This is a genomic window from Candidatus Methylomirabilota bacterium (assembly GCA_035764725.1).
Classification (GTDB): Bacteria; Methylomirabilota; Methylomirabilia; order Rokubacteriales; family CSP1-6; genus DASRWT01.
In genome coordinates this window covers 1-17355 of the sequence record DASTYT010000016.1, presented here as the reverse complement: position 1 = coordinate 17355, position 17355 = coordinate 1, and the positions used below count along the sequence as shown (strand labels likewise).

Sequence of the window (17355 nt, the reverse complement as noted above, 5' to 3'; positions counted from 1 at the left end):
TCCCTCAGGAGGGAGCGGCGGTGAAAAAGACAGTCACCATCACGATCAACGGCACCCCCTACACCCACGAGGTCGAGCACCGGCTGCTCCTGGTCCACTTCATCCGCGAGCTGGCGGGGCTCACCGGCACCCACGTCGGCTGCGACACCAGCCAGTGCGGCGCCTGCACCATTCACATGAACGGGCAGGCGGTGAAGTCCTGCACGCTTCTCGCCGTGCAGGCCGACGGCGCGCAGATCAGCACGATCGAGGGGATGGCGAAGGACGGCAAGCTCCATCCCATCCAGGAAGGCTTCTGGGAGAAGCACGGGCTGCAGTGCGGCTTCTGCACGCCGGGCATGATCATGTCCGCCGCCCAGCTCCTGCAGCGCTATCCGAAGCCCTCCGAGGCGGAGATCCGGCATCAGCTGGAGGGGAATCTCTGCCGGTGCACCGGCTACCACAACATCGTGAAGGCCATCCAGTACGCCGCCGAGAACATGGCGAAGCGGTAAGGGAGGCCGACCATGGCGACGGCACGTCTGATGGGATCGAGCATCAAGCGGCGGGAAGATCCCCGCTTCATCACCGGCAAGGGCAACTACACCGACGATCTCAAGCTTCCCGGCATGACCTACGCGGCATTCGTGCGGAGCCCGCACGCGAACGCCAAGATCCGCATGATCGATATCGCGAAGGCCAAGGCGGTGCCGGGCGTGGTCGCGATCTTCACCGGTAAGGACATGACCGGGGTGAACTCGCTGCCCTGCGGGTGGCTGCTGCCCGAGCTCAAGGTGCCGGCGCATCCGCCGCTGGCCACCGAGGCCGCGCGCTACGTGGGCGACCCCGTGGCGGTCGTGATCGCCGAGAGCCAGAGCGTGGCGGACGACGCCGCCGATCGAGTGTCAGTGGACTGGGACGTGCTGCCGTCGGTGACCTCCACCGAGCGGGCGGCCCAGGCGGGCGCGCCGCAGATCCACGAGGTGGCGCCGGGCAACGTGGCCTTCAAGTGGCAGATCGGCGACGCCGCGGAGACCGAGGCCGCCTTCAAGAAGGCGGACGTCGTGGTCAAGAAGCGCATCGTCAACCAGCGACTGGTGGCTAATGCCATGGAGCCGCGGGCCTGCGTGGCACGCTACGAGGACGCCACGGGTGATCTGACCCTCTGGGTCACCTCCCAGAATCCACACGTGCACCGCCTGCTGATGACCGCCTTCGTGCTGGGCATTCCCGAGCACAAGGTGCGGGTGATCGCTCCTGACGTGGGCGGCGGCTTCGGCTCCAAGATCTTCCTCTACAACGAGGAGACGGTCTGCTCCTGGGCCACGCGCCAGATCAAGCGACCCATCCGCTGGACGTCCAGCCGCCGCGAGGCCTTCCAGACCGACGCCCACGGACGCGACCACATCACCGATGCCGAGGTGGCGCTCTCCCGGGATGGGAAGTTCCTCGGCCTGCGGGTCAAGACCACCGCGAACCTGGGGGCCTATCTTTCGACCTTCGCGCCGGCGGTTCCGACCTATCTCTACGGGACCCTGCTCAACGGCGTGTACACGTGGGGCGCCATCCACTGCGAGGTGACGGGCGTCTTCACCAACACCACGCCGGTGGACGCGTATCGCGGCGCCGGGCGGCCGGAGGCCTGCTATCTGCTCGAGCGGATGGTGGACGCCGCCGCGGCGACATTGAAAATGGACCCTGCGGACATCCGGAAGAAGAATTTCATCCCGAAGTTCGACAACGGCTTCCAGACCAAGGTCGCGCTGACCTACGACAGCGGTAACTACGGGGCCGCTTTCGACCGCGCCCTCCAGATGCTCGACTACAAGAAGTTCCGCGCCGAGCAGGCGGAGGCCCGCGCCAAGGGCCGGCTCATCGGCGTCGGCTTCTCCACCTACATCGAGGCATGCAGCATCGCGCCCTCCAAGGTGGTCGGCTCCCTCGGGGCGCAGGCCGGACTCTGGGAGTCCGGCAAGGTGCGCGTGCATCCGACGGGCATGGTCACGGTGTTCACGGGGTCGCACTCCCATGGGCAGGGCCATGAGACGACGTTCGCCCAGCTCGTGGCCGATCAGTTCGGCATCCCGATGGATCACGTGGACATCGTGCACGGCGACACGGGCACCGTGCCCTTCGGCATGGGCACCTACGGGAGCCGCTCCGCGTCCGTGGGCGGCACCGCCATCACGATGTCGATCAACAAGATCAAGGAGAAGGGCAAGAAGATCGCCGCCCACCTCCTGGAGGCCTCGCCGCAGGACATCGAGTACGCCAACGGCCAGTTCCAGGTGAAGGGCTCGCCTCAGAAGGCGGTGCCGTTCGGCCAGGTCGCGCTCACCGCCTATGTCCCGCACAACTATCCCGAGGGCGTGGAGCCGGGGCTGGAGGAGACCTCCTTCTACGACCCGGCGAACTTCTGCTTCCCGTTCGGGGCGCACGCGTGCGTGGTCGAGGTTGATCCGGACACCGGCAACGTGAAGATCCTGCGCTACGTCGCGGTGGACGACGTCGGCAACGTGATCAATCCCATGATCGTGGACGGGATGGTGCACGGGGGCATCGCGCAGGGCGTGGGCCAGGCCCTCTGGGAAGGCGCTGTCTACGACGATGGCTCGGGCCAGCTCGTCACCGGCACCATGATGGACTACGCCCTGCCCAAGGCCGACATGCTCCCCATGTACGAGACCGATCGCACCGAGACGCCGACGCCGGTGAACCCGCTCGGCATCAAGGGCGCGGGCGAGACCGGCACGATCGCGGCGACACCCGCCGTGGTCAACGCGGTGGTGGACGCACTCTCCGGGCTCGGGGTCGACCACATCGAAACGATGCCGCTCACGGCGGAGCGAGTCTGGAAGACCATCCAGGCCGCCCGGGCGAAGAAGTAAGGGGGACCGCGCGCATGTACCCAGCTCAGTTCGACTACCACACGCCGGGCAGCATCAAAGAGGCGCTCGACCTTCTCGGCAAGCATAAGGACGACGCCAAGCTTCTCGCGGGCGGCCATAGCCTCTTGCCCGCCATGAAGCTCCGCCTCGCGCGGCCCGCCCATCTGGTCGATCTCCGGAAGGTTCCCGGACTGACCGGTATCCGGGAGGACGGCGGCAGCCTCGTCATCGGTGCGATGACCACGCACTATGCGGTGGAATCGTCGTCCGCGGTCAAGAGCAAGTGCCCGGTGCTCGCGGCCACCGCCGCGCTCATCGGCGATCCGATGGTGCGCAACATGGGGACCATCGGCGGCAGCCTGGCCCACGCCGACCCGGCGGCCGACTACCCCGCGACGATCATCGCCCTCAATGCCGAGATGGTGGTGGAGGGCGCCCGGGGCAAGCGGACCATCAAGGTGGACGACTTCTTCAAGGGCCTCATGACCACCGCGGTGGGCGGTGACGAGATCCTCACCGAGGTGCGCGTGCCCGCGCTCGCCGCCAACCAGAGCGCCGCGTACATGAAGTTCCCGCACCCCGCCTCGCGTTTCGCGGTGGTGGGCGTGGCCGCGGTCCTTACGATCGACGGGGGCAAGTGCACGAAGGCGTCGATCGGCATCACGGGAGCGGGGACCCGCGCGGTGCGCGCGAAGGGCGTGGAGGCCGCCATCGCCGGCAAGGCGCTGGACGCGGCCAGCATCCAGGCCGCCGCGGAGAAGGCGCCGGATGGCGTGGACGTCCAGGCCGACCTCCAAGGCTCGGTCGACTACAAGAAGCATCTCCTCAAGGTCTTCGCGAAGCGCGCGATCGAGGCGGCGGCGAAGAAGTAGCGGCGCGTGATCGGCGGGGTGGTCCTTGCGGCGGGGCTGTCGCGCCGCATGGGCCACCCCAAGCTGCTCCTTCCCCTCGACGGTCGGCCCGTGCTCCACCATGCGGTGTCGGCCCTCGTCGACGCCGGCCTCGAGGACGTCGTCGTGGTGGTCCCGCCCGAGCATGCCGCCCTTGCCGAGGCCGTCTTCGGCCTGCCCGTGCGCCTTGCCGTGAATCCCTCGCCCGAGGCAGGTCAGGCGGGATCCGTGGTCGCGGGCATCGCCGCGCTGTCGCCTGCCGCCGACGCCGCGGTCATCGCGCTCGGCGATCAGCCGCGGGTCCCCCGGGCCGTGCTGGTCGGCTTGCTCGAGTGCTACCGCGCCACCGGCAAGGCCATCGTGGCGCCCCATTACCGGGACGGGCGAGGGAACCCCGTGCTGTTCGCCGCATCGGTCTTTCTCGAGCTGGCGCGCCTCACCGGCGACCAGGGGGCGCGCCGGGTGATCGACGCCGAACCAGGGCGTGTCGCGCTCGTGCCCTTCGACATGCCCATGCCGCAGGACCTCGACACTCCGGACGACTACGAGAGCCTCCGGGCCGCACGGCCGTCGGTGTAAACTAGGGAGCCATGAGAGAAGAGATCAAAAAAATCCGCGATTTGATGGAGGGCGCCGAGTACGTCACGGATCCCGCCCTGGCGACGTCGGTGCACCTGGCGATGACGCTCAGGAAGCCGCTCCTGATCGAGGGGCACGCCGGCGTCGGCAAGACCGAGGTGGCGAAGGTGATGTCGCGGATGCTGGGCACGCGGCTCATCCGCCTGCAGTGCTACGAAGGGCTCGACGCCGCCCAGGCCCTCTACGAGTGGAACTATCCCAAGCAGATCCTCCACATCAAGCTGCAGGAGCATTCCGAGACCTCGACGCCGGACAAGGAGCACGAGATCTTCTCGGAGCCCTTCCTGATCCGCCGGCCGCTGCTCCAGGCCATCACCCCGAATGGCCCACCGCCCGTGTTGCTGATCGACGAAATCGACCGTGCTGACGAGGAGTTCGAGGCGTTCCTTCTGGAAGTACTTTCAGACTTCCAGGTCACGATCCCCGAGATCGGCACGGTCAAGGCCACCGAGCCGCCCTACGTGATCTTGACCTCGAATCGGAATCGGGAGCTGTCCGACGCGCTCCGCCGGCGCTGCCTCTACCTCTGGGTCGACTACCCCGGCTTCGACAAGGAAGTGCGCATCGTGACCCGAAAGGTGGCCGGGGTGAACGAGCGCCTGGCCCGCCAGATCTCCCGCTTCATGGAGACCCTCCGGACCGTCCGCCTCGCCAAGCTGCCCGGCGTCGCCGAGACGCTCGACTGGGCCCAGGCGCTGTCGTCGCTGCATGCCGACCATCTCGACGAGGAGCTGGTGCAGGAGACGCTGGGCTGTGTCCTCAAGGATCCGGACGACATCAAGCGGGTGCGCAAGGAGCTCGCCGCTTCCGGCATGAAGCGCTTCGTGGCGGCCGAGGGGTAGCACGTGGCCGCGACCGCTCCCGCCCGCGATCTCCTGACCCAGACGCTCGCGTTCGGGCGGATGCTGCGGGCGGCCGGCGTGGCCACCACCACGTCCGAGGTGATGGACGCGGTGCGCGCGCTCGAGAGCATCGATCTCCTCGACCGTGACGAGGTCTACCTCGGGCTGCGCACCGTCCTGGTGACGCGCAAAGAAGAGATCCCCATCTTCGACCGGCTCTTCGAGGCGTTCTGGAAGTACCGCGCCGACGAGGGGCAGGGGCTGGACGGCCTCATTCAGAACATCGAGCCGCCCCGGCCCGAGGACGACACGATCCACGGCTCGGTCGAGAGCCATGCGAAGAAGGAGACGCAGGTCGCGCTCGAGGGATGGGAGGAGCAGGGCGAGGACGACGGCGAGCCGCTCGAGGTGCCCGGCGTCAGCGCCCAGGAAGTCTTGATGGACCAGGATTTCTCGACGTTCCCCACCGAGCAGCTCGACGAGGTGGCGCGCGTCACCGTCCTCATCGCGAAACGCCTGGCCCGGCGCCTGTCGCGCCGCCGGCGGCCGGTGAAGCGCGGTGGGGTCGTGGACCTCCGGCGGAGCATCCGGGCCAACCTGCTCAAGGGCGAGATGATCGAGCTCCGCCGCCGGGAGCGGCGGCGGCGGAAAATCCGCCTCGTGCTGATCGCGGACGTGTCCGGCTCGATGGACCTCTACAGCCGTTTCCTCCTGCTCTTTCTCTACGCCCTGCAGAACGTGTTCGGCCGCGTGGAGACCTTCACCTTCGCCACGCGACTCACGCGCATCACCGAGCATCTCAAGGGGGCGACCTACAAAGAGGCGCTCCGGCAGCTCGCGGCGGTGCGGGACTGGTCGGGCGGGACGCGGATCGGCGAGTCACTGCATGAGTTCAACCACTCGTGGGGACACCTCGTCGACCGGCGCACCATCGTGATCATCCTGTCCGACGGCTGGGACACCGGAGAGCCGGAGGAGCTGGAGCACGAGATGCTGGTCATCAAGCGGAAGGCCGGGCGCATGATCTGGCTGAATCCGCTGCTGGGCAACCCGTCCTACGAGCCCCTGACGCGCGGCATGGCCGCGGCCTTGCCGCTGGTTGATCACTTCGCGGCGGCGCACAATCTGTCCAGCTTGCGCGACCTGGCCGGCCACCTGAAACTGGGATAGCGAGAGAGACCGCACGCCATGAGCAAGTCGGAGCTGTTCGAGAACCTCGACAAGCTACGCGAGTCCGAGGGCAAGGTGGCCCTCGCCACCCTCGTCAACACGCGGGGGACCACGCCGCGCAAGGAAGGCGCCCAGATGCTGGTGGGCGAGGGCGGACGCATCCTCGGCTCCGTCACAATCGGCGGCTGCGTGGACGCGCAGGTCATCGAGGAGTCCGCCGGCGTGCTCGACAAGAATCGCCCGCGGCTGCTCGAGCTGGACCTGGGTGACGAGGAAGCCTGGGAGATCGGCCTCACCTGCGGCGGCACCATCGAGGTGTTCATGGAGCCGGTGACGCTGGACCGGCCCGGAGACGCCACGCTGGCGTTCTACGAGCGGGCCCGTGCCCACGCGGACGCGGGAGGGCGCGCCGCGATCGTCACCCGGCTGGACGCGGCGGGGGGCGGCGCCAAGCTCCTGCTCCTCGACAGCGGGGCGGTCGAGGGGTCGCTGGGGAGCGCCGAACTGGACGGACGGCTGCGCGACGAGGCCCGGGCTGCGCTGGAGACCGGCAGGTCCAAGACCGTGCTCGTGGCCGAGACGCGCGCCTTCATCGAGGTGCTGGTCCCGCCCGCCATTCTCGCTATCGTGGGCGGCAGCCACGTGGCCATGCCGCTGGTGACGCTGGCGCGCACCCTCGGCTTCCGCACCGTGGTGGTGGACGGCCGCCCGCGCTTCGCCACCCGCGAGCGCTTCCCCGACGTGGACGACCTCCGCATCGGCATCCCCTCGGAGCTGATCCGGGAGATCCCGCTCCTGCCGAGCACCGCGCTGGTGCTGGTGGCCCACGACTACAAGTACGATGTGCCCGTGCTCAAGCACGCGCTCGCGACGCCGGTGGGCTACATCGGCCTGCTCGGGTCGAGCCGGCGCGGCGCCGCCATCCTGAACCTCCTTCGGGAAGACGGGATCGCCGAGAGCGAGCTGGAGCGCGTGCGGGTGCCGATCGGGCTCGACCTCGGCGCGCAGTCGGCGCCCGAGATCGCCCTGGCGATCATCGCCGAGGTGCTGGCCGTCCAGCGCAAGGCGACCGGCATGCCCATCGTCGAGAAGGTGCGGCGAGGCCTCAAGTGAAGGCGCTGGCCCTCGGCCGCGACGGCCTCACGCCGGCCCGCCTCGTCGGACGCATCGCTGCGCATGACGTACGGGGCATGGGCGGGAAGATCATCGTGCGCAAGGGCCAGCTGCTGGACGCCGCGACGGCCGCGCTGGCCCTCGAGGCGCCATGGAGCACGCCGCTCCACGTGCTGGAGCTCGAGCCGGGCGATATCCACGAGGAGCCGGCCGGCTCCCGGCTGGCGCAGGCCGCGGCGGGCCCGGGCGTGCAGGTCAAAGGCTACGGCGGTGGGCAGTGGACCCTGGCGGCGGCGCGGCGCGGCCTGGTGCGCGTGCGCGATCGGGCGCTGCGCGAAGTCAATACCGAGTCGGGCATCGCCGTGTTCACGCTGTGGGACCTCCAGCCCGTCGACGCGGACGAGGTCGTCGCCAAGGCCAAGGTCACCCCGCTGGCCATCGCCGAGTCGGTGATCAAGCACGTGGAGAGCCTGGCCTGGGCTGCCGGCGGTCTCCTGACGGTACAGGGATTCGAGTCCCGGCTGATCGGGGCGATCTCCCGCGAAAGCCTGGAGCCGCGACAGCGCGAGCGCTTCGAGTCCGCGCTGCAGGAGAAGATGGACTGGTTTGGCTCGCGCCTGCTGCCGGTGCGCTACTCCGGCGGCGACGCCGCCGCGGTGGCGGCGACCATCGAGGGTGTCATCGGCGAGGGGGCCGACCTCGTGATCGTGGCCGGCGCGAGCGCGCTGGACCCCCTCGATCCCGTCTTTCTGGGTATCGAGGCGGCCGGCGGCCACATGGAGCGCCACGGCGTGCCCGCGCACCCAGGAAGCCTGCTCTTCCTGGCCGACATCGGCGGCCGGCCGGTGCTCGGCATGCCCACCTGCGGGATGTTCTCGCAAGCCACCACGTTCGACCTGGTGCTCCCGCGGCTCCTCACCGGCGAGCCCGTCGGCAATCTCGAGCTGGCCGGGCTGGGCGAGGGTGGGCTCATGTCCGGAGAGAGCGCCTGGCGCTTCCCGCCGTACAGGAAGAACGCCGCGCGTGGAGAGCTCGGCGAATGAGCCCCGTCCAGTACAGCGACGTCATCCGCGAGCGCTTCCGCAAGCCACGCTTCCGGGGCCGCCTCGAGGGCGCCACCGCCGCGTTCGAGGACGTCAACCCTCTCTGCGGGGACCGCATCGCGATCGAGTGCCGGATCGAGGGAGATCGGCTGGCCGAGGCCCGCCATCACGGCGACTGCTGCGCGATCTGCGGAGCCTCCGCCGACCTCCTCATCGAGATGGGCGTCGGAAAGACCACGGAGGAGCTGGGGCGCATCGCCACCCCGGATCTCCTCGAGCGGCTCGAGGCGGACATCCGACCCACCCGGCTCAAGTGCGTGACGCTGCCGCTCACCGTGCTGCACGGTGCCCTCGCCGGCAAGGCGGTGGCGCGATGACGCTGGGCGAGGCCTGCCGGGCCGACTTCCCCATCCTCGCGCGCTCGGTGAACGGGCGACCGCTCGTCTACCTCGACTCCGGCGCCTCGAGCCAGAAGCCGCGCCAGGTGCTGGAGGCTATGCAGCGCTTCTACGAGCGCAGCAATGCCAACGTGCACCGGTCCATCCACACCCTGGGCGAGGAGGCCACCGAGCAGTACGAGGCCGCGCGCGATGCCGTGCGCGCTTTCATGTCCGCGCGGCACCGGCAGGAGATCGTCTTCACGCGCGGCACCACCGACGGCATCAACATCGTGGCGGCGACGATCGGACGCACGCTGCGTCCGGGCGACGAGGTGATCGTCAGCGAGATGGAGCATCACTCCAATCTGATCCCGTGGCAGATGGCCTGCCGGGACCGGGGGGCCACCCTGCGCGCGATCCCGCTCGTCAACGGCGCCTACCTCGACATGGAGGCTTACGCCCGCCTCCTGGGTCCTCGTACGCGCATGGTCGCGGTGGCCCACATCTCCAACGTGCTGGGCACCATCAATCCGGTGGCGGAAATCGTCCGCCATGCCAGGGCCGCGGGCGCCATGGTGCTGCTCGACGGCGCCCAGGCGGCGCCGCACCTCCGTCTCGACTTGGCCGCGCTGGGCTGCGATTTCTACGTCTGCTCCGGGCACAAGATGCTGGGCCCCACCGGCATCGGCGTGCTCTACGGACGGCTCGAGACCCTCGAGCGCCTGGAGCCCGGCGTGGGCGGGAGCGAGATGATCAAGGAGGTGTGGATCGACCATGCCCAGTGGAACGATCTGCCCTGGCGCTTCGAGCCCGGCACCCCGCCCATTGCGGAGGCGGTGGGCCTCCACGCCGCGGTCGAGTACCTCGACAAGCTCGGGATGGATCGCGTGAGCGCGCACGAGCGGGACCTCACGCGCCGCTGTCTGGACGCGCTCAGCACGATTCCTGGGGTGACCGTGTACGGCCCGCGCAATCCCGAGATCAAGGGCGCGGTGGTGGCCTTCAACGTGGAGGGTTACCATCCGCACGACGGCGCGGCGCTGCTGGACCAGTCGGGGGTTGCGGTCCGGGCGGGGCATCACTGTGCCCAGCCGCTCGCGCGAGCCTTGGGCGTCACCGGCACCCTGCGCGCCAGCTTCTCCGTCTACAACACCGCCGCCGACGTCGAGCGCCTCGCCGACGCGGTGGCCGGCCTGCGCGATCAGCTCTAGGCCGGGGTGCGGGCGGCGAGGCAGCACGACCGCGGGCCCGCGGCCATGACCGACCATCCGCGCCCCACCGACGCGTTCTCCTCACCCCGCTTCGGCCAGATCGCCACGTTCATGCGGTTGCCGCACCGGCCTTCCGCTGAGGGGCTGGACGTGGCGCTCTACGGCGTGCCCTTCGACGGCGGCTGCTCCTATCGCTCGGGGGCGCGCTTCGGTCCGCGCCATGTCCGCGAGCAGTCCTCCCTCATCAGGCCGTGGAACTCTGCGCTGAACGTCCAGCCCTTCGAGCGCCTCCGGGTAGCGGACTGCGGGGACGTGGACATCGTGCCGATCTCCATCGAGCATACCTTCGCCGCCATCGAGCGAACCCTCGGGCCCGTCGTGGCGGGCGGGGCCATGCCCATCTGCGTGGGCGGGGATCACACCATCACGCTGGCCGTTCTCCGCGTGCTGGCGCGGCGCCACGGACGTCTCGGCCTGGTCCACTTCGACTCGCATCCCGACACCTGGGATCGGTACTTCGGCCTGCCCTACTATCACGGCAGCACCTTCCGGCGGGCCATCGAGGAGGGGCTGATCGACGGCTCGCGGTCCATTCAGGTGGGCATTCGCGGCCCCCTCTACGCGCCCGATGACTTCGCGTTCCACGCCGCCCACGGTTTCGAAGTCCTGCGCATCGAGGAGATCAAGCAGCACGGCGTCGAGTGGGCGGCGGGGCGGCTGGCCCGCCTCGCGGGCGGGCCCGTCTACTGCTCGTTCGACATCGACGCGGTCGATCCTGCGTACGCGCCCGGCACGGGCACGCCGGAAGTGGGCGGGCTCACGTCGTACGAAGCGCTGGGCCTGGTGCGCGCGCTCCGGCCGCTCGACTTGCGCGGCGCGGACATCGTGGAGGTGTCGCCGCCCTACGACGGGCCGGGCGCCATCACCGGGCTCCTTGCCGCGAATCTCCTCTTCGAGCTGGTCTCCGTCCTCGCGCTGCGCGCCTGAGCGCCGCGCCCGGCGGCGCCTCGTCCCGTGCTCCGCGTGTTATCATGAGCCCGTGGAGTCAGCCATGAAACCGGCTCCGCTCGCCGCTTTCCTCGCCCTCCTTCTTTTGCTCGCCGCGGTCGCGGCGCCCCCCGCCGCGGTCGCCGCCGCTCCCGTCGCCGTCATGGACCTCGAGGGGGCCATCACGCCGGTGACGGTGCGGCTGGTCAACATCGCCGTGGACCGGGCGCAGACCGAGCGTGCCCAGGCGCTGGTGTTGCTCCTTGACACGCCCGGCGGCCTCGAGCGATCGATGCGCACGATCTGCCAGACCATACTCAACTCCGAGATACCGATCGTCGTCTACGTGGCCCCGACCGGCGCCCGGGCCGCCTCCGCGGGCGTGTTCATCACGATGGCCGCGCATGTGGCCGCGATGGCGCCCGCCACCAACATCGGCGCCGCCCATCCGGTGACGGTGGGCGGAGGGACCACCGACAAGGAGATGTTGAAGAAGGTCGAGAACGACGCTGCCGCGTTCGTGCGAAGCATCGCGACGGAGCGAGGACGGAATGTCGACTGGGCGGAGAAGGCGGTGCGATCATCCGTGTCCGCCACCGAGCGCGAGGCCGTCAAGCTCAAGGTCGTGGACCTGGTTGCCGACAGCGTGCCTGACCTGCTCGTCAAGCTGGACGGCCGGACCGTGAGGACCACGAAGGGCAGTGTCACGCTCGAGACAAAGGGCGCGCCCATCAGGAAGATCGACATCAACTTCCGTGACCGCTTCCTGGCCCTCATCTCCGATCCAAACGTCGCGTACATCCTCATGATGGCGGGGATGCTGGGCCTCTTCTTCGAGCTCTCGACTCCCGGCGCGATCCTTCCCGGGGTGATCGGGGGGATCAGCATCATCCTGGCGTTCTTCGCCTTCCAGAGCCTGCCCATCAACTGGGCTGGATTGCTCCTGATCCTCTTCGGCGGCGTCTTGCTGATCGCGGAGATCAAGGTGGTGAGCCATGGGATTCTCACGGTGGGTGGGGTGGTTTCGATGCTGCTGGGCTCGATGATGCTCTTCGACGCGCCCGAAGCGGCCGGCGCGCTGCGTTTGTCCTGGTGGGTGATCGTGCCTGCCGTGGGGAGCACGGCCGGCCTGGTGATCTTCGCGCTATCCTTCGGTGTCCGCGCCCTCTACCGCGTTCCGAGCACCGGCGCCACCGGCATGGTCGGGCAGCCAGCGGTGGTGCGGACTCCGCTCACGCCCGAGGGCCAGGTTGCGGTGGATGGGGAGCTGTGGCGAGCGGTGGCGCAGGACGGCCCGATCGCCGCCGGCGAGCCGGTGACGATCGTGCGTGTGGATGGGCTGACCCTCACGGTGGCCAAGGCCGAGGCCGCCAGCCGGCGCTGAGCGCGCCGAGGAGGTTCCATGGGCGGATTCGAGATGAGCGTGGGCCTGATCCTGGTCGTGGTGATCGCCCTGTTCGTGATCGCCTCGTCGGTGAAGATCCTCCGCGAGTACGAGCGGGCGGTGATCTTTCGCTTCGGCCGGCGCGCCAGCGCGGTGATCAACCCGGGAGGTGACGGGTCCGGACCCGGCCTCATCCTCCTGATCCCGTTCATCGACAAGATGGTGAAGGTGAGCCTGCGCACCATCACCATGGACGTGCCGCCCCAGGACGTCATCACGCGTGACAACGTCTCCGTGAAGGTGAATGCGGTGATCTTCTTCCGCGTGCTCGACGCCGCGAAGGCGGTGATCAGCGTAGAGGACTACCTCTACGCGACGTCCCAGATCGCCCAGACCACTCTGCGGAGCGTGCTCGGCCAGCAAGAGCTGGACGACCTTCTGGCCGCCCGCGACAAGATCAACCAGGAGCTCACCCGCATCATCGACGAGCACACGAACCCCTGGGGCATCAAGGTGGCCGCGGTCGAGGTGAAGAACGTGGATCTTCCCCAGGACATGCAGCGGGCGATGTCCAAGCAGGCGGAGGCCGAGCGCGAGCGGCGAGCCAAGGTCATCAATGCCGACGGCGAGTTCCAGGCGGCCGCGAAGCTGGCCGAGGCCGCGGACGTGCTGTCGCGCTTCCCCATGGCCATCCAGCTCCGGTACCTGCAGACCATGCGAGAGATCGCCTCCGAGCGGAACACCACGACCTTCTTCCCCATCCCGGTGGATCTCCTCAGCTCGCTTCGCAGCGTGCTGGGCGCGGCGGGAGACGGGCAGGCGGGCGCCAAGAGCTGAGCGGCGGCGCGCTTGTCGCGTGGCGGCGACCCGAGTAGAATACGGAGGTTGTCACGGGGGGTTAGCTCAGTTGGGAGAGCGCGGCGTTCGCAACGCCGAGGTCGAGGGTTCGACTCCCTTACCCTCCACCAACCCGATTCATCGCGAAGGCCGGGGGCGCGCACCGCTCCCGGCCTTCGTGCGTGACGCCGGGTGGAACGACTCAATGAGGAGCGCATCATGAAGCGGATCCGGCGCATCCTGCATCCAACCGATTTCTCCAGCGCGTCGCGCGCAGCGTTCGACCGCGCGCTCGCCATGGCCCGCGACTCGCGCGCGGAGCTGGTGATCCTCCATGCGCTCGCGCCCATCGTCCCGATGATGGGCGAGGGCTACGTGCCGCCCCAGACTTACGAGGCCATCGACGCGGCGGCCCGCCAGGACGCCCAGCGTAAGCTCGACGCCCTGGTGACGCGCGCGCGCAAGGCCCGCGTCCGTGTCCGCGGCCTCATCGTCGAGGGCTCTGCGCACGAGCGGATCGTGCGCGCCGCCAAGCGGCTGCGGGCGGACCTGATCGTCATGGGCACGCACGGCCGGTCGGGGCTGGCGCGGCTCTTCGTGGGCAGTGTCGCCAGCCGCGTCGTATCCGCCGCCTTATGCCCGGTGATGACGGTCAGAGGCCGGTAAGGGGCCGCGCCCGCCGGCGGGCCACACCGGTTCAGCCGGAGTGGGGAAAGGATCCCGGCCCTCCCTCGGTCATCCGCTTTCTCCAGGGCCCGCAGCCTCGGCGCTACGAGCTCAGGCAGGCCCTGCGGATCTTCGTGGAGTTCGTCCGGGGCTTCCGGGCGCTGCACTTCGTGGGACCCTGCGTCACCGTGTTCGGTTCGGCGCGGTTCCCCGAGACGCACCGCTACTACGCGCTGGCGCGCGAGGTGGGGACCCGCCTTGCGCGGGCGGGCTTCACGGTGATGACGGGGGGCGGTCCCGGCATCATGGAGGCGGCCAACCGCGGCGCCAAGGAGGCGGGCGGCGCCTCGATCGGCTGCAACATCGAGCTGCCGAAAGAGCAGCGCCCGAATCCATACCTCGATCGCTGGATCACCTTCGAGCATTTCTTCGTGCGGCGGGTCATGCTCGTGAAGTACTCCTACGCTTTCTTCGCCATGCCCGGCGGGTTCGGCACGCTCGACGAGGTCTTCGAGACCGCGACGCAGATCCAGACGGGAAAGATCCAGCAGTTTCCACTCGTGCTCATGGGCCGCGACTACTGGGAACCCTTGCTCGGGTTCATGCGGGAGCGGCTGGTCGCCGAGCACACCGTGGAGCCGGAGGACGTGGACCGCTTCATCGTGACCGATTCACCGGAGGAAGCGGTGGAGCTGATCAAGCAGACCGCGCTCGCGCGCTTCGGTCTCACTTACGGCGCCGCCCCCCGGCGGAGGTGGATCCTGGGCGAGTAGCGCGAATGAAGGCCGAGGAGGCGGGAGCGGGGGATCAGGTCCGCTTGGTGCGGGCAGGCTTCGCGGCACGCTTCGGCGCGGCGGTGGCCCGCCGTGTGACACGCTTCGGGGCACCGGCGGGCTGGGCTTGGGCCGCAAGCTTCGCCGCGGCGGCGACCTTGACGACAGCGGACCGTGCCGGACAGATCTTGTGCAGCCACACCGTGCCGAGCTTGATGTGGTTGCCGTTCCGGCGGATCCGCAGCTTGCACTTGGGACACGTACCCATCAATATCTCCTTGGCGCGGGAATCGTCGCGGTCGAGCAGCGCCGCGGCTCGTGAGTATACACCAGTCAGGAGGGTGCGTGAGCGCGGACTGCGTCTTCTGTCGCATCGTCGCACGCCAGACGCCGGCGGACATCGAGTTCGAGGACGACGAGGTCCTTGCCTTCAAGGACATTTATCCGAAAGCCCCCGTCCATCTGCTGATCGTTCCCAAGCGTCACATCGAGTCGATCGCGCGGCTGGCCCCTGAGGACACTGCGGTGGTGGGCCGCTGCATCCAGGCGGCGCGCCTCCTGGGCGAGAAGACGGGCTACGGCGAGCGTGGCTATCGCGTGAGCTGCAACGTCGGCCCTGAGGGGGGTCAGGTGGTCTACCACCTCCATTTCCACCTCACGGCGGGGCGGCGCGGGTGATTCGTGTCCGCGGCCTCCGGAAGGTCTATCCCGGAGGCACGGTGGGGCTCGACGGGATCGATCTCGACCTTCCGGCCGGTGAGTTCGTCGCGCTCATCGGCCCGAGCGGCGCCGGCAAATCCACGTTGCTCCGCTGCTTGAACGGGCTGGTCGTGCCGACGGCGGGCGACGTCTCGGTGGACGGCGTCTTCGTGGGCGGCGCCTCGGCCGACGAGCTGCGCCGTATCCGAGCGGGAATCGGCTTCGTATTCCAGCAGTTCAATCTGCTGCGGAGGCTCAGCGTGCTCGAGAACGTGCTCGTGGGCCGGCTCGCACGCGTCCCCACCCTCCGTTCGCTGCTGGCGCTCTTCCCGGCCGCAGACGTCACGCGCGCGCACGCCGTGCTCGAGCGCGTGGGGCTCCAGGGCCTGGGCGGCCGTCGTGTCGACACGCTGTCCGGCGGACAGCAGCAGCGCGTGGCCATCGCGCGCGCGCTCGTGCAGGACCCGCGAGTTCTCCTCGCCGACGAGCCCATGGCGAGCCTCGATCCGGCCCTCGCGCATACAGTACTCGCGCTGCTGCGCCGGATCAGCGAGGAGGACGGCCTCACCGTGGTGACGTCGCTCCACGTTCTCGAGCTGGCGCGCCTGTACGGACGGCGGGTCGTGGGCCTCCGGGCCGGCCGGGTGGTCTACGACGGGCCGTCCGATGGGCTCACGGAAACGGTGGCCGAGCGCATCTTCGAGAGCCGAGCCGCGTGAGCCGGGGCGCGCGATGGGCCGCCTGGGCGGTGATCCTGGCCCTGTTCCTCTGGGCCGCCTGGGCTACCGAGGTGTCGCTGTGGCGATCCGTCGAGGGTGTTCCGTTCGTGCTGGAATTCCTCCGGCGCATGCTGCCACCGGACCCCTCCGTGCTGGGGCACGCGCTGCGGGGCGCCACCCAGACGCTGCAGATCGCGATCGTCGGGACGGGAATCGCGGCGATCCTCGCGCTGCCGGTGGGATTTCTCGCGGCGCGAAACGTGTCGCCGCCATGGCTCTTCTACAGCGCCCGCTCGATTCTGAACATGTTCCGCGCGGTGGACACGCTCGTCTACGCGCTTATCTTCGTGGCCGCCGTCGGGCTGGGCCCGTTCCCCGGTGTGCTGGCGGTGGTGGCCTACACGGCGACGGTGCTCGCCAAGCTCTATTCGGAGGCGATCGAGTCGATCGATCCGGGACCGGTGGAGGCCATCGCGGCCACCGGCGCGACCCACCTGCAGCTGCTGCGGTGGGGGATCCTCCCCCAGCTCGTGCCCCAGTTCCTCTCCTTCACGCTCTACCGGTTCGAAACCAACATCCGGGCGGCAGCCATCCTAGGCTTCGTCGGGGCAGGGGGAATCGGTTTCTACATCCAGACCTACCTTCGGATGCTGAACTACCCGGCAGCGTCGACGGTGCTGCTGGTGCTGATCGCGCTGGTCATGGCGGTGGACTTCGCGTCGTCTCGGCTGCGCGCGCGGCTGGTCTAGAGAGACAAAGGGCCCCGGGGGGTCGCCCCGGGGCCCGTGCTGCGGGAGACTACCGTTACTTCTTGATGATCTCGATCGCAGCCTTGGCCTTCTCGGAAGCCACGCTGCTGTGCCCAGCCTTGCACGCCGCCTCAGCCTCGCGTACCAGCGATGCGGCACGCGAAATATCGCCACGCGGAGCGCTCGGATCCGAGGACCGCGGGGCGTTCACATCTTGCGTCCGGGGGGCGTTCACGTCCTGCGTCCGCGGGGCGTTGACGTTCTGCTGCCGCGGGGCGTTCACATCCTGCGTCCGGGGCGCGTTCACATCCTGCGTCCGCGGGGCGTTGACGTTCTGCTGCCGCGGGGCGTTCACATCCTGCGTCCGGGGCGCGTTCACATCCTGC

Annotated in this window: 20 protein-coding genes and 1 tRNA gene; 19 read left to right on the top strand and 2 right to left on the bottom strand. The window is 69.2% G+C overall.

The genetic code is table 11. The features are described from left to right. The first annotated feature begins 20 nt into the window (after positions 1 to 20). The 16 genes from VFX14_02330 to VFX14_02255 all read left to right on the top strand — a co-directional run bounded on the left by VFX14_02330 (position 21) and on the right by VFX14_02255 (position 14802). Positions 21 to 494, top strand: coding sequence for a (2Fe-2S)-binding protein (locus VFX14_02330; GenBank protein HEU5188505.1), 474 nt, complete (start codon positions 21 to 23; stop codon positions 492 to 494). Positions 495 to 506: 12 nt separating this feature from the next. Then, positions 507 to 2867 carry a molybdopterin cofactor-binding domain-containing protein gene (locus tag VFX14_02325; GenBank protein HEU5188504.1) on the top strand — a complete coding sequence of 787 codons (2361 nt, stop codon included), beginning with the start codon at positions 507 to 509 and terminating at the stop codon, positions 2865 to 2867. A gap of 14 nt (positions 2868 to 2881) precedes the next feature. Further along, positions 2882 to 3739, top strand: a complete 858-nt coding sequence (locus VFX14_02320) for a xanthine dehydrogenase family protein subunit M (GenBank protein HEU5188503.1) — start codon at positions 2882 to 2884, stop codon at positions 3737 to 3739. A gap of 6 nt (positions 3740 to 3745) precedes the next feature. Next, positions 3746 to 4336 carry a nucleotidyltransferase family protein gene (locus tag VFX14_02315; GenBank protein ID HEU5188502.1) on the top strand — a complete coding sequence of 197 codons (591 nt, stop codon included), beginning with the start codon at positions 3746 to 3748 and terminating at the stop codon, positions 4334 to 4336. An 11-nt stretch (positions 4337 to 4347) separates the two neighbouring features. Further along, entirely contained in the window at positions 4348 to 5238 is an 891-nt protein-coding gene (locus tag VFX14_02310) for a MoxR family ATPase (GenBank protein HEU5188501.1), read from the top strand. A 3-nt stretch (positions 5239 to 5241) separates the two neighbouring features. After that, on the top strand, positions 5242 to 6408 hold the full coding sequence (locus VFX14_02305) for a VWA domain-containing protein (GenBank protein HEU5188500.1): 1167 nt from the start codon (positions 5242 to 5244) through the stop codon (positions 6406 to 6408). Between the two features lie 18 nt (positions 6409 to 6426). Continuing rightward, entirely contained in the window at positions 6427 to 7521 is a 1095-nt protein-coding gene (locus VFX14_02300; protein HEU5188499.1) for an XdhC/CoxI family protein, read from the top strand. Next, positions 7518 to 8564: a hypothetical protein gene (locus VFX14_02295; protein ID HEU5188498.1), complete on the top strand. Its 1047-nt coding sequence runs from the start codon at positions 7518 to 7520 to the stop codon at positions 8562 to 8564. The genes VFX14_02300 and VFX14_02295 overlap by 4 nt, the downstream gene beginning before the upstream one ends. Next, on the top strand, positions 8561 to 8941 hold the full coding sequence (locus VFX14_02290) for an iron-sulfur cluster assembly scaffold protein (GenBank protein ID HEU5188497.1): 381 nt from the start codon (positions 8561 to 8563) through the stop codon (positions 8939 to 8941). The genes VFX14_02295 and VFX14_02290 overlap by 4 nt, the downstream gene beginning before the upstream one ends. Beyond that, positions 8938 to 10155, top strand: a complete 1218-nt coding sequence (locus VFX14_02285) for a cysteine desulfurase (protein HEU5188496.1) — start codon at positions 8938 to 8940, stop codon at positions 10153 to 10155. Before VFX14_02290 ends, VFX14_02285 begins: the two co-directional genes overlap by 4 nt. A 45-nt stretch (positions 10156 to 10200) precedes the next feature. Further along, entirely contained in the window at positions 10201 to 11142 is a 942-nt protein-coding gene (speB, locus tag VFX14_02280; protein ID HEU5188495.1) for an agmatinase, read from the top strand. Positions 11143 to 11206: 64 nt separating this feature from the next. Further along, complete coding sequence (locus VFX14_02275; protein HEU5188494.1) at positions 11207 to 12526, top strand: nodulation protein NfeD; 1320 nt, start codon at positions 11207 to 11209, stop codon at positions 12524 to 12526. An 18-nt stretch (positions 12527 to 12544) separates the two neighbouring features. Beyond that, complete coding sequence (locus tag VFX14_02270; GenBank protein HEU5188493.1) at positions 12545 to 13363, top strand: slipin family protein; 819 nt, start codon at positions 12545 to 12547, stop codon at positions 13361 to 13363. A gap of 55 nt (positions 13364 to 13418) precedes the next feature. Continuing rightward, positions 13419 to 13494: transfer RNA gene (locus VFX14_02265), tRNA-Ala, on the top strand. 88 nt (positions 13495 to 13582) lie between these two features. Beyond that, positions 13583 to 14029, top strand: coding sequence for a universal stress protein (locus VFX14_02260; protein HEU5188492.1), 447 nt, complete (start codon positions 13583 to 13585; stop codon positions 14027 to 14029). 134 nt (positions 14030 to 14163) lie between these two features. Next, the gene (locus VFX14_02255; protein HEU5188491.1) at positions 14164 to 14802 is read left to right on the top strand and encodes a TIGR00730 family Rossman fold protein; all 639 of its coding nucleotides are present in this window, start codon (positions 14164 to 14166) and stop codon (positions 14800 to 14802) included. A 34-nt stretch (positions 14803 to 14836) separates the two neighbouring features. On the opposite strand, the gene VFX14_02250 is transcribed toward VFX14_02255, so the two are convergent. Further along, entirely contained in the window at positions 14837 to 15070 is a 234-nt protein-coding gene (locus tag VFX14_02250; GenBank protein ID HEU5188490.1) for a hypothetical protein, read from the bottom strand. Positions 15071 to 15147: 77 nt separating this feature from the next. Between VFX14_02250 and VFX14_02245 the strand changes: the two genes are divergently transcribed. Genes VFX14_02245 through phnE form a run of 3 tightly spaced genes read left to right on the top strand, consistent with a single transcriptional unit; the run spans position 15148 to position 16969 of the window. Beyond that, positions 15148 to 15480, top strand: coding sequence for a histidine triad nucleotide-binding protein (locus VFX14_02245; GenBank protein ID HEU5188489.1), 333 nt, complete (start codon positions 15148 to 15150; stop codon positions 15478 to 15480). Beyond that, complete coding sequence (gene phnC / locus VFX14_02240) at positions 15477 to 16220, top strand: phosphonate ABC transporter ATP-binding protein (GenBank protein HEU5188488.1); 744 nt, start codon at positions 15477 to 15479, stop codon at positions 16218 to 16220. Before VFX14_02245 ends, phnC begins: the two co-directional genes overlap by 4 nt. After that, positions 16217 to 16969: a phosphonate ABC transporter, permease protein PhnE gene (phnE, locus tag VFX14_02235; GenBank protein ID HEU5188487.1), complete on the top strand. Its 753-nt coding sequence runs from the start codon at positions 16217 to 16219 to the stop codon at positions 16967 to 16969. Before phnC ends, phnE begins: the two co-directional genes overlap by 4 nt. A gap of 55 nt (positions 16970 to 17024) precedes the next feature. On the opposite strand, the gene VFX14_02230 is transcribed toward phnE, so the two are convergent. Further along, positions 17025 to 17355 (bottom strand): hypothetical protein (locus VFX14_02230; GenBank protein ID HEU5188486.1); only part of this gene is annotated, 331 nt, incomplete at its 5' end.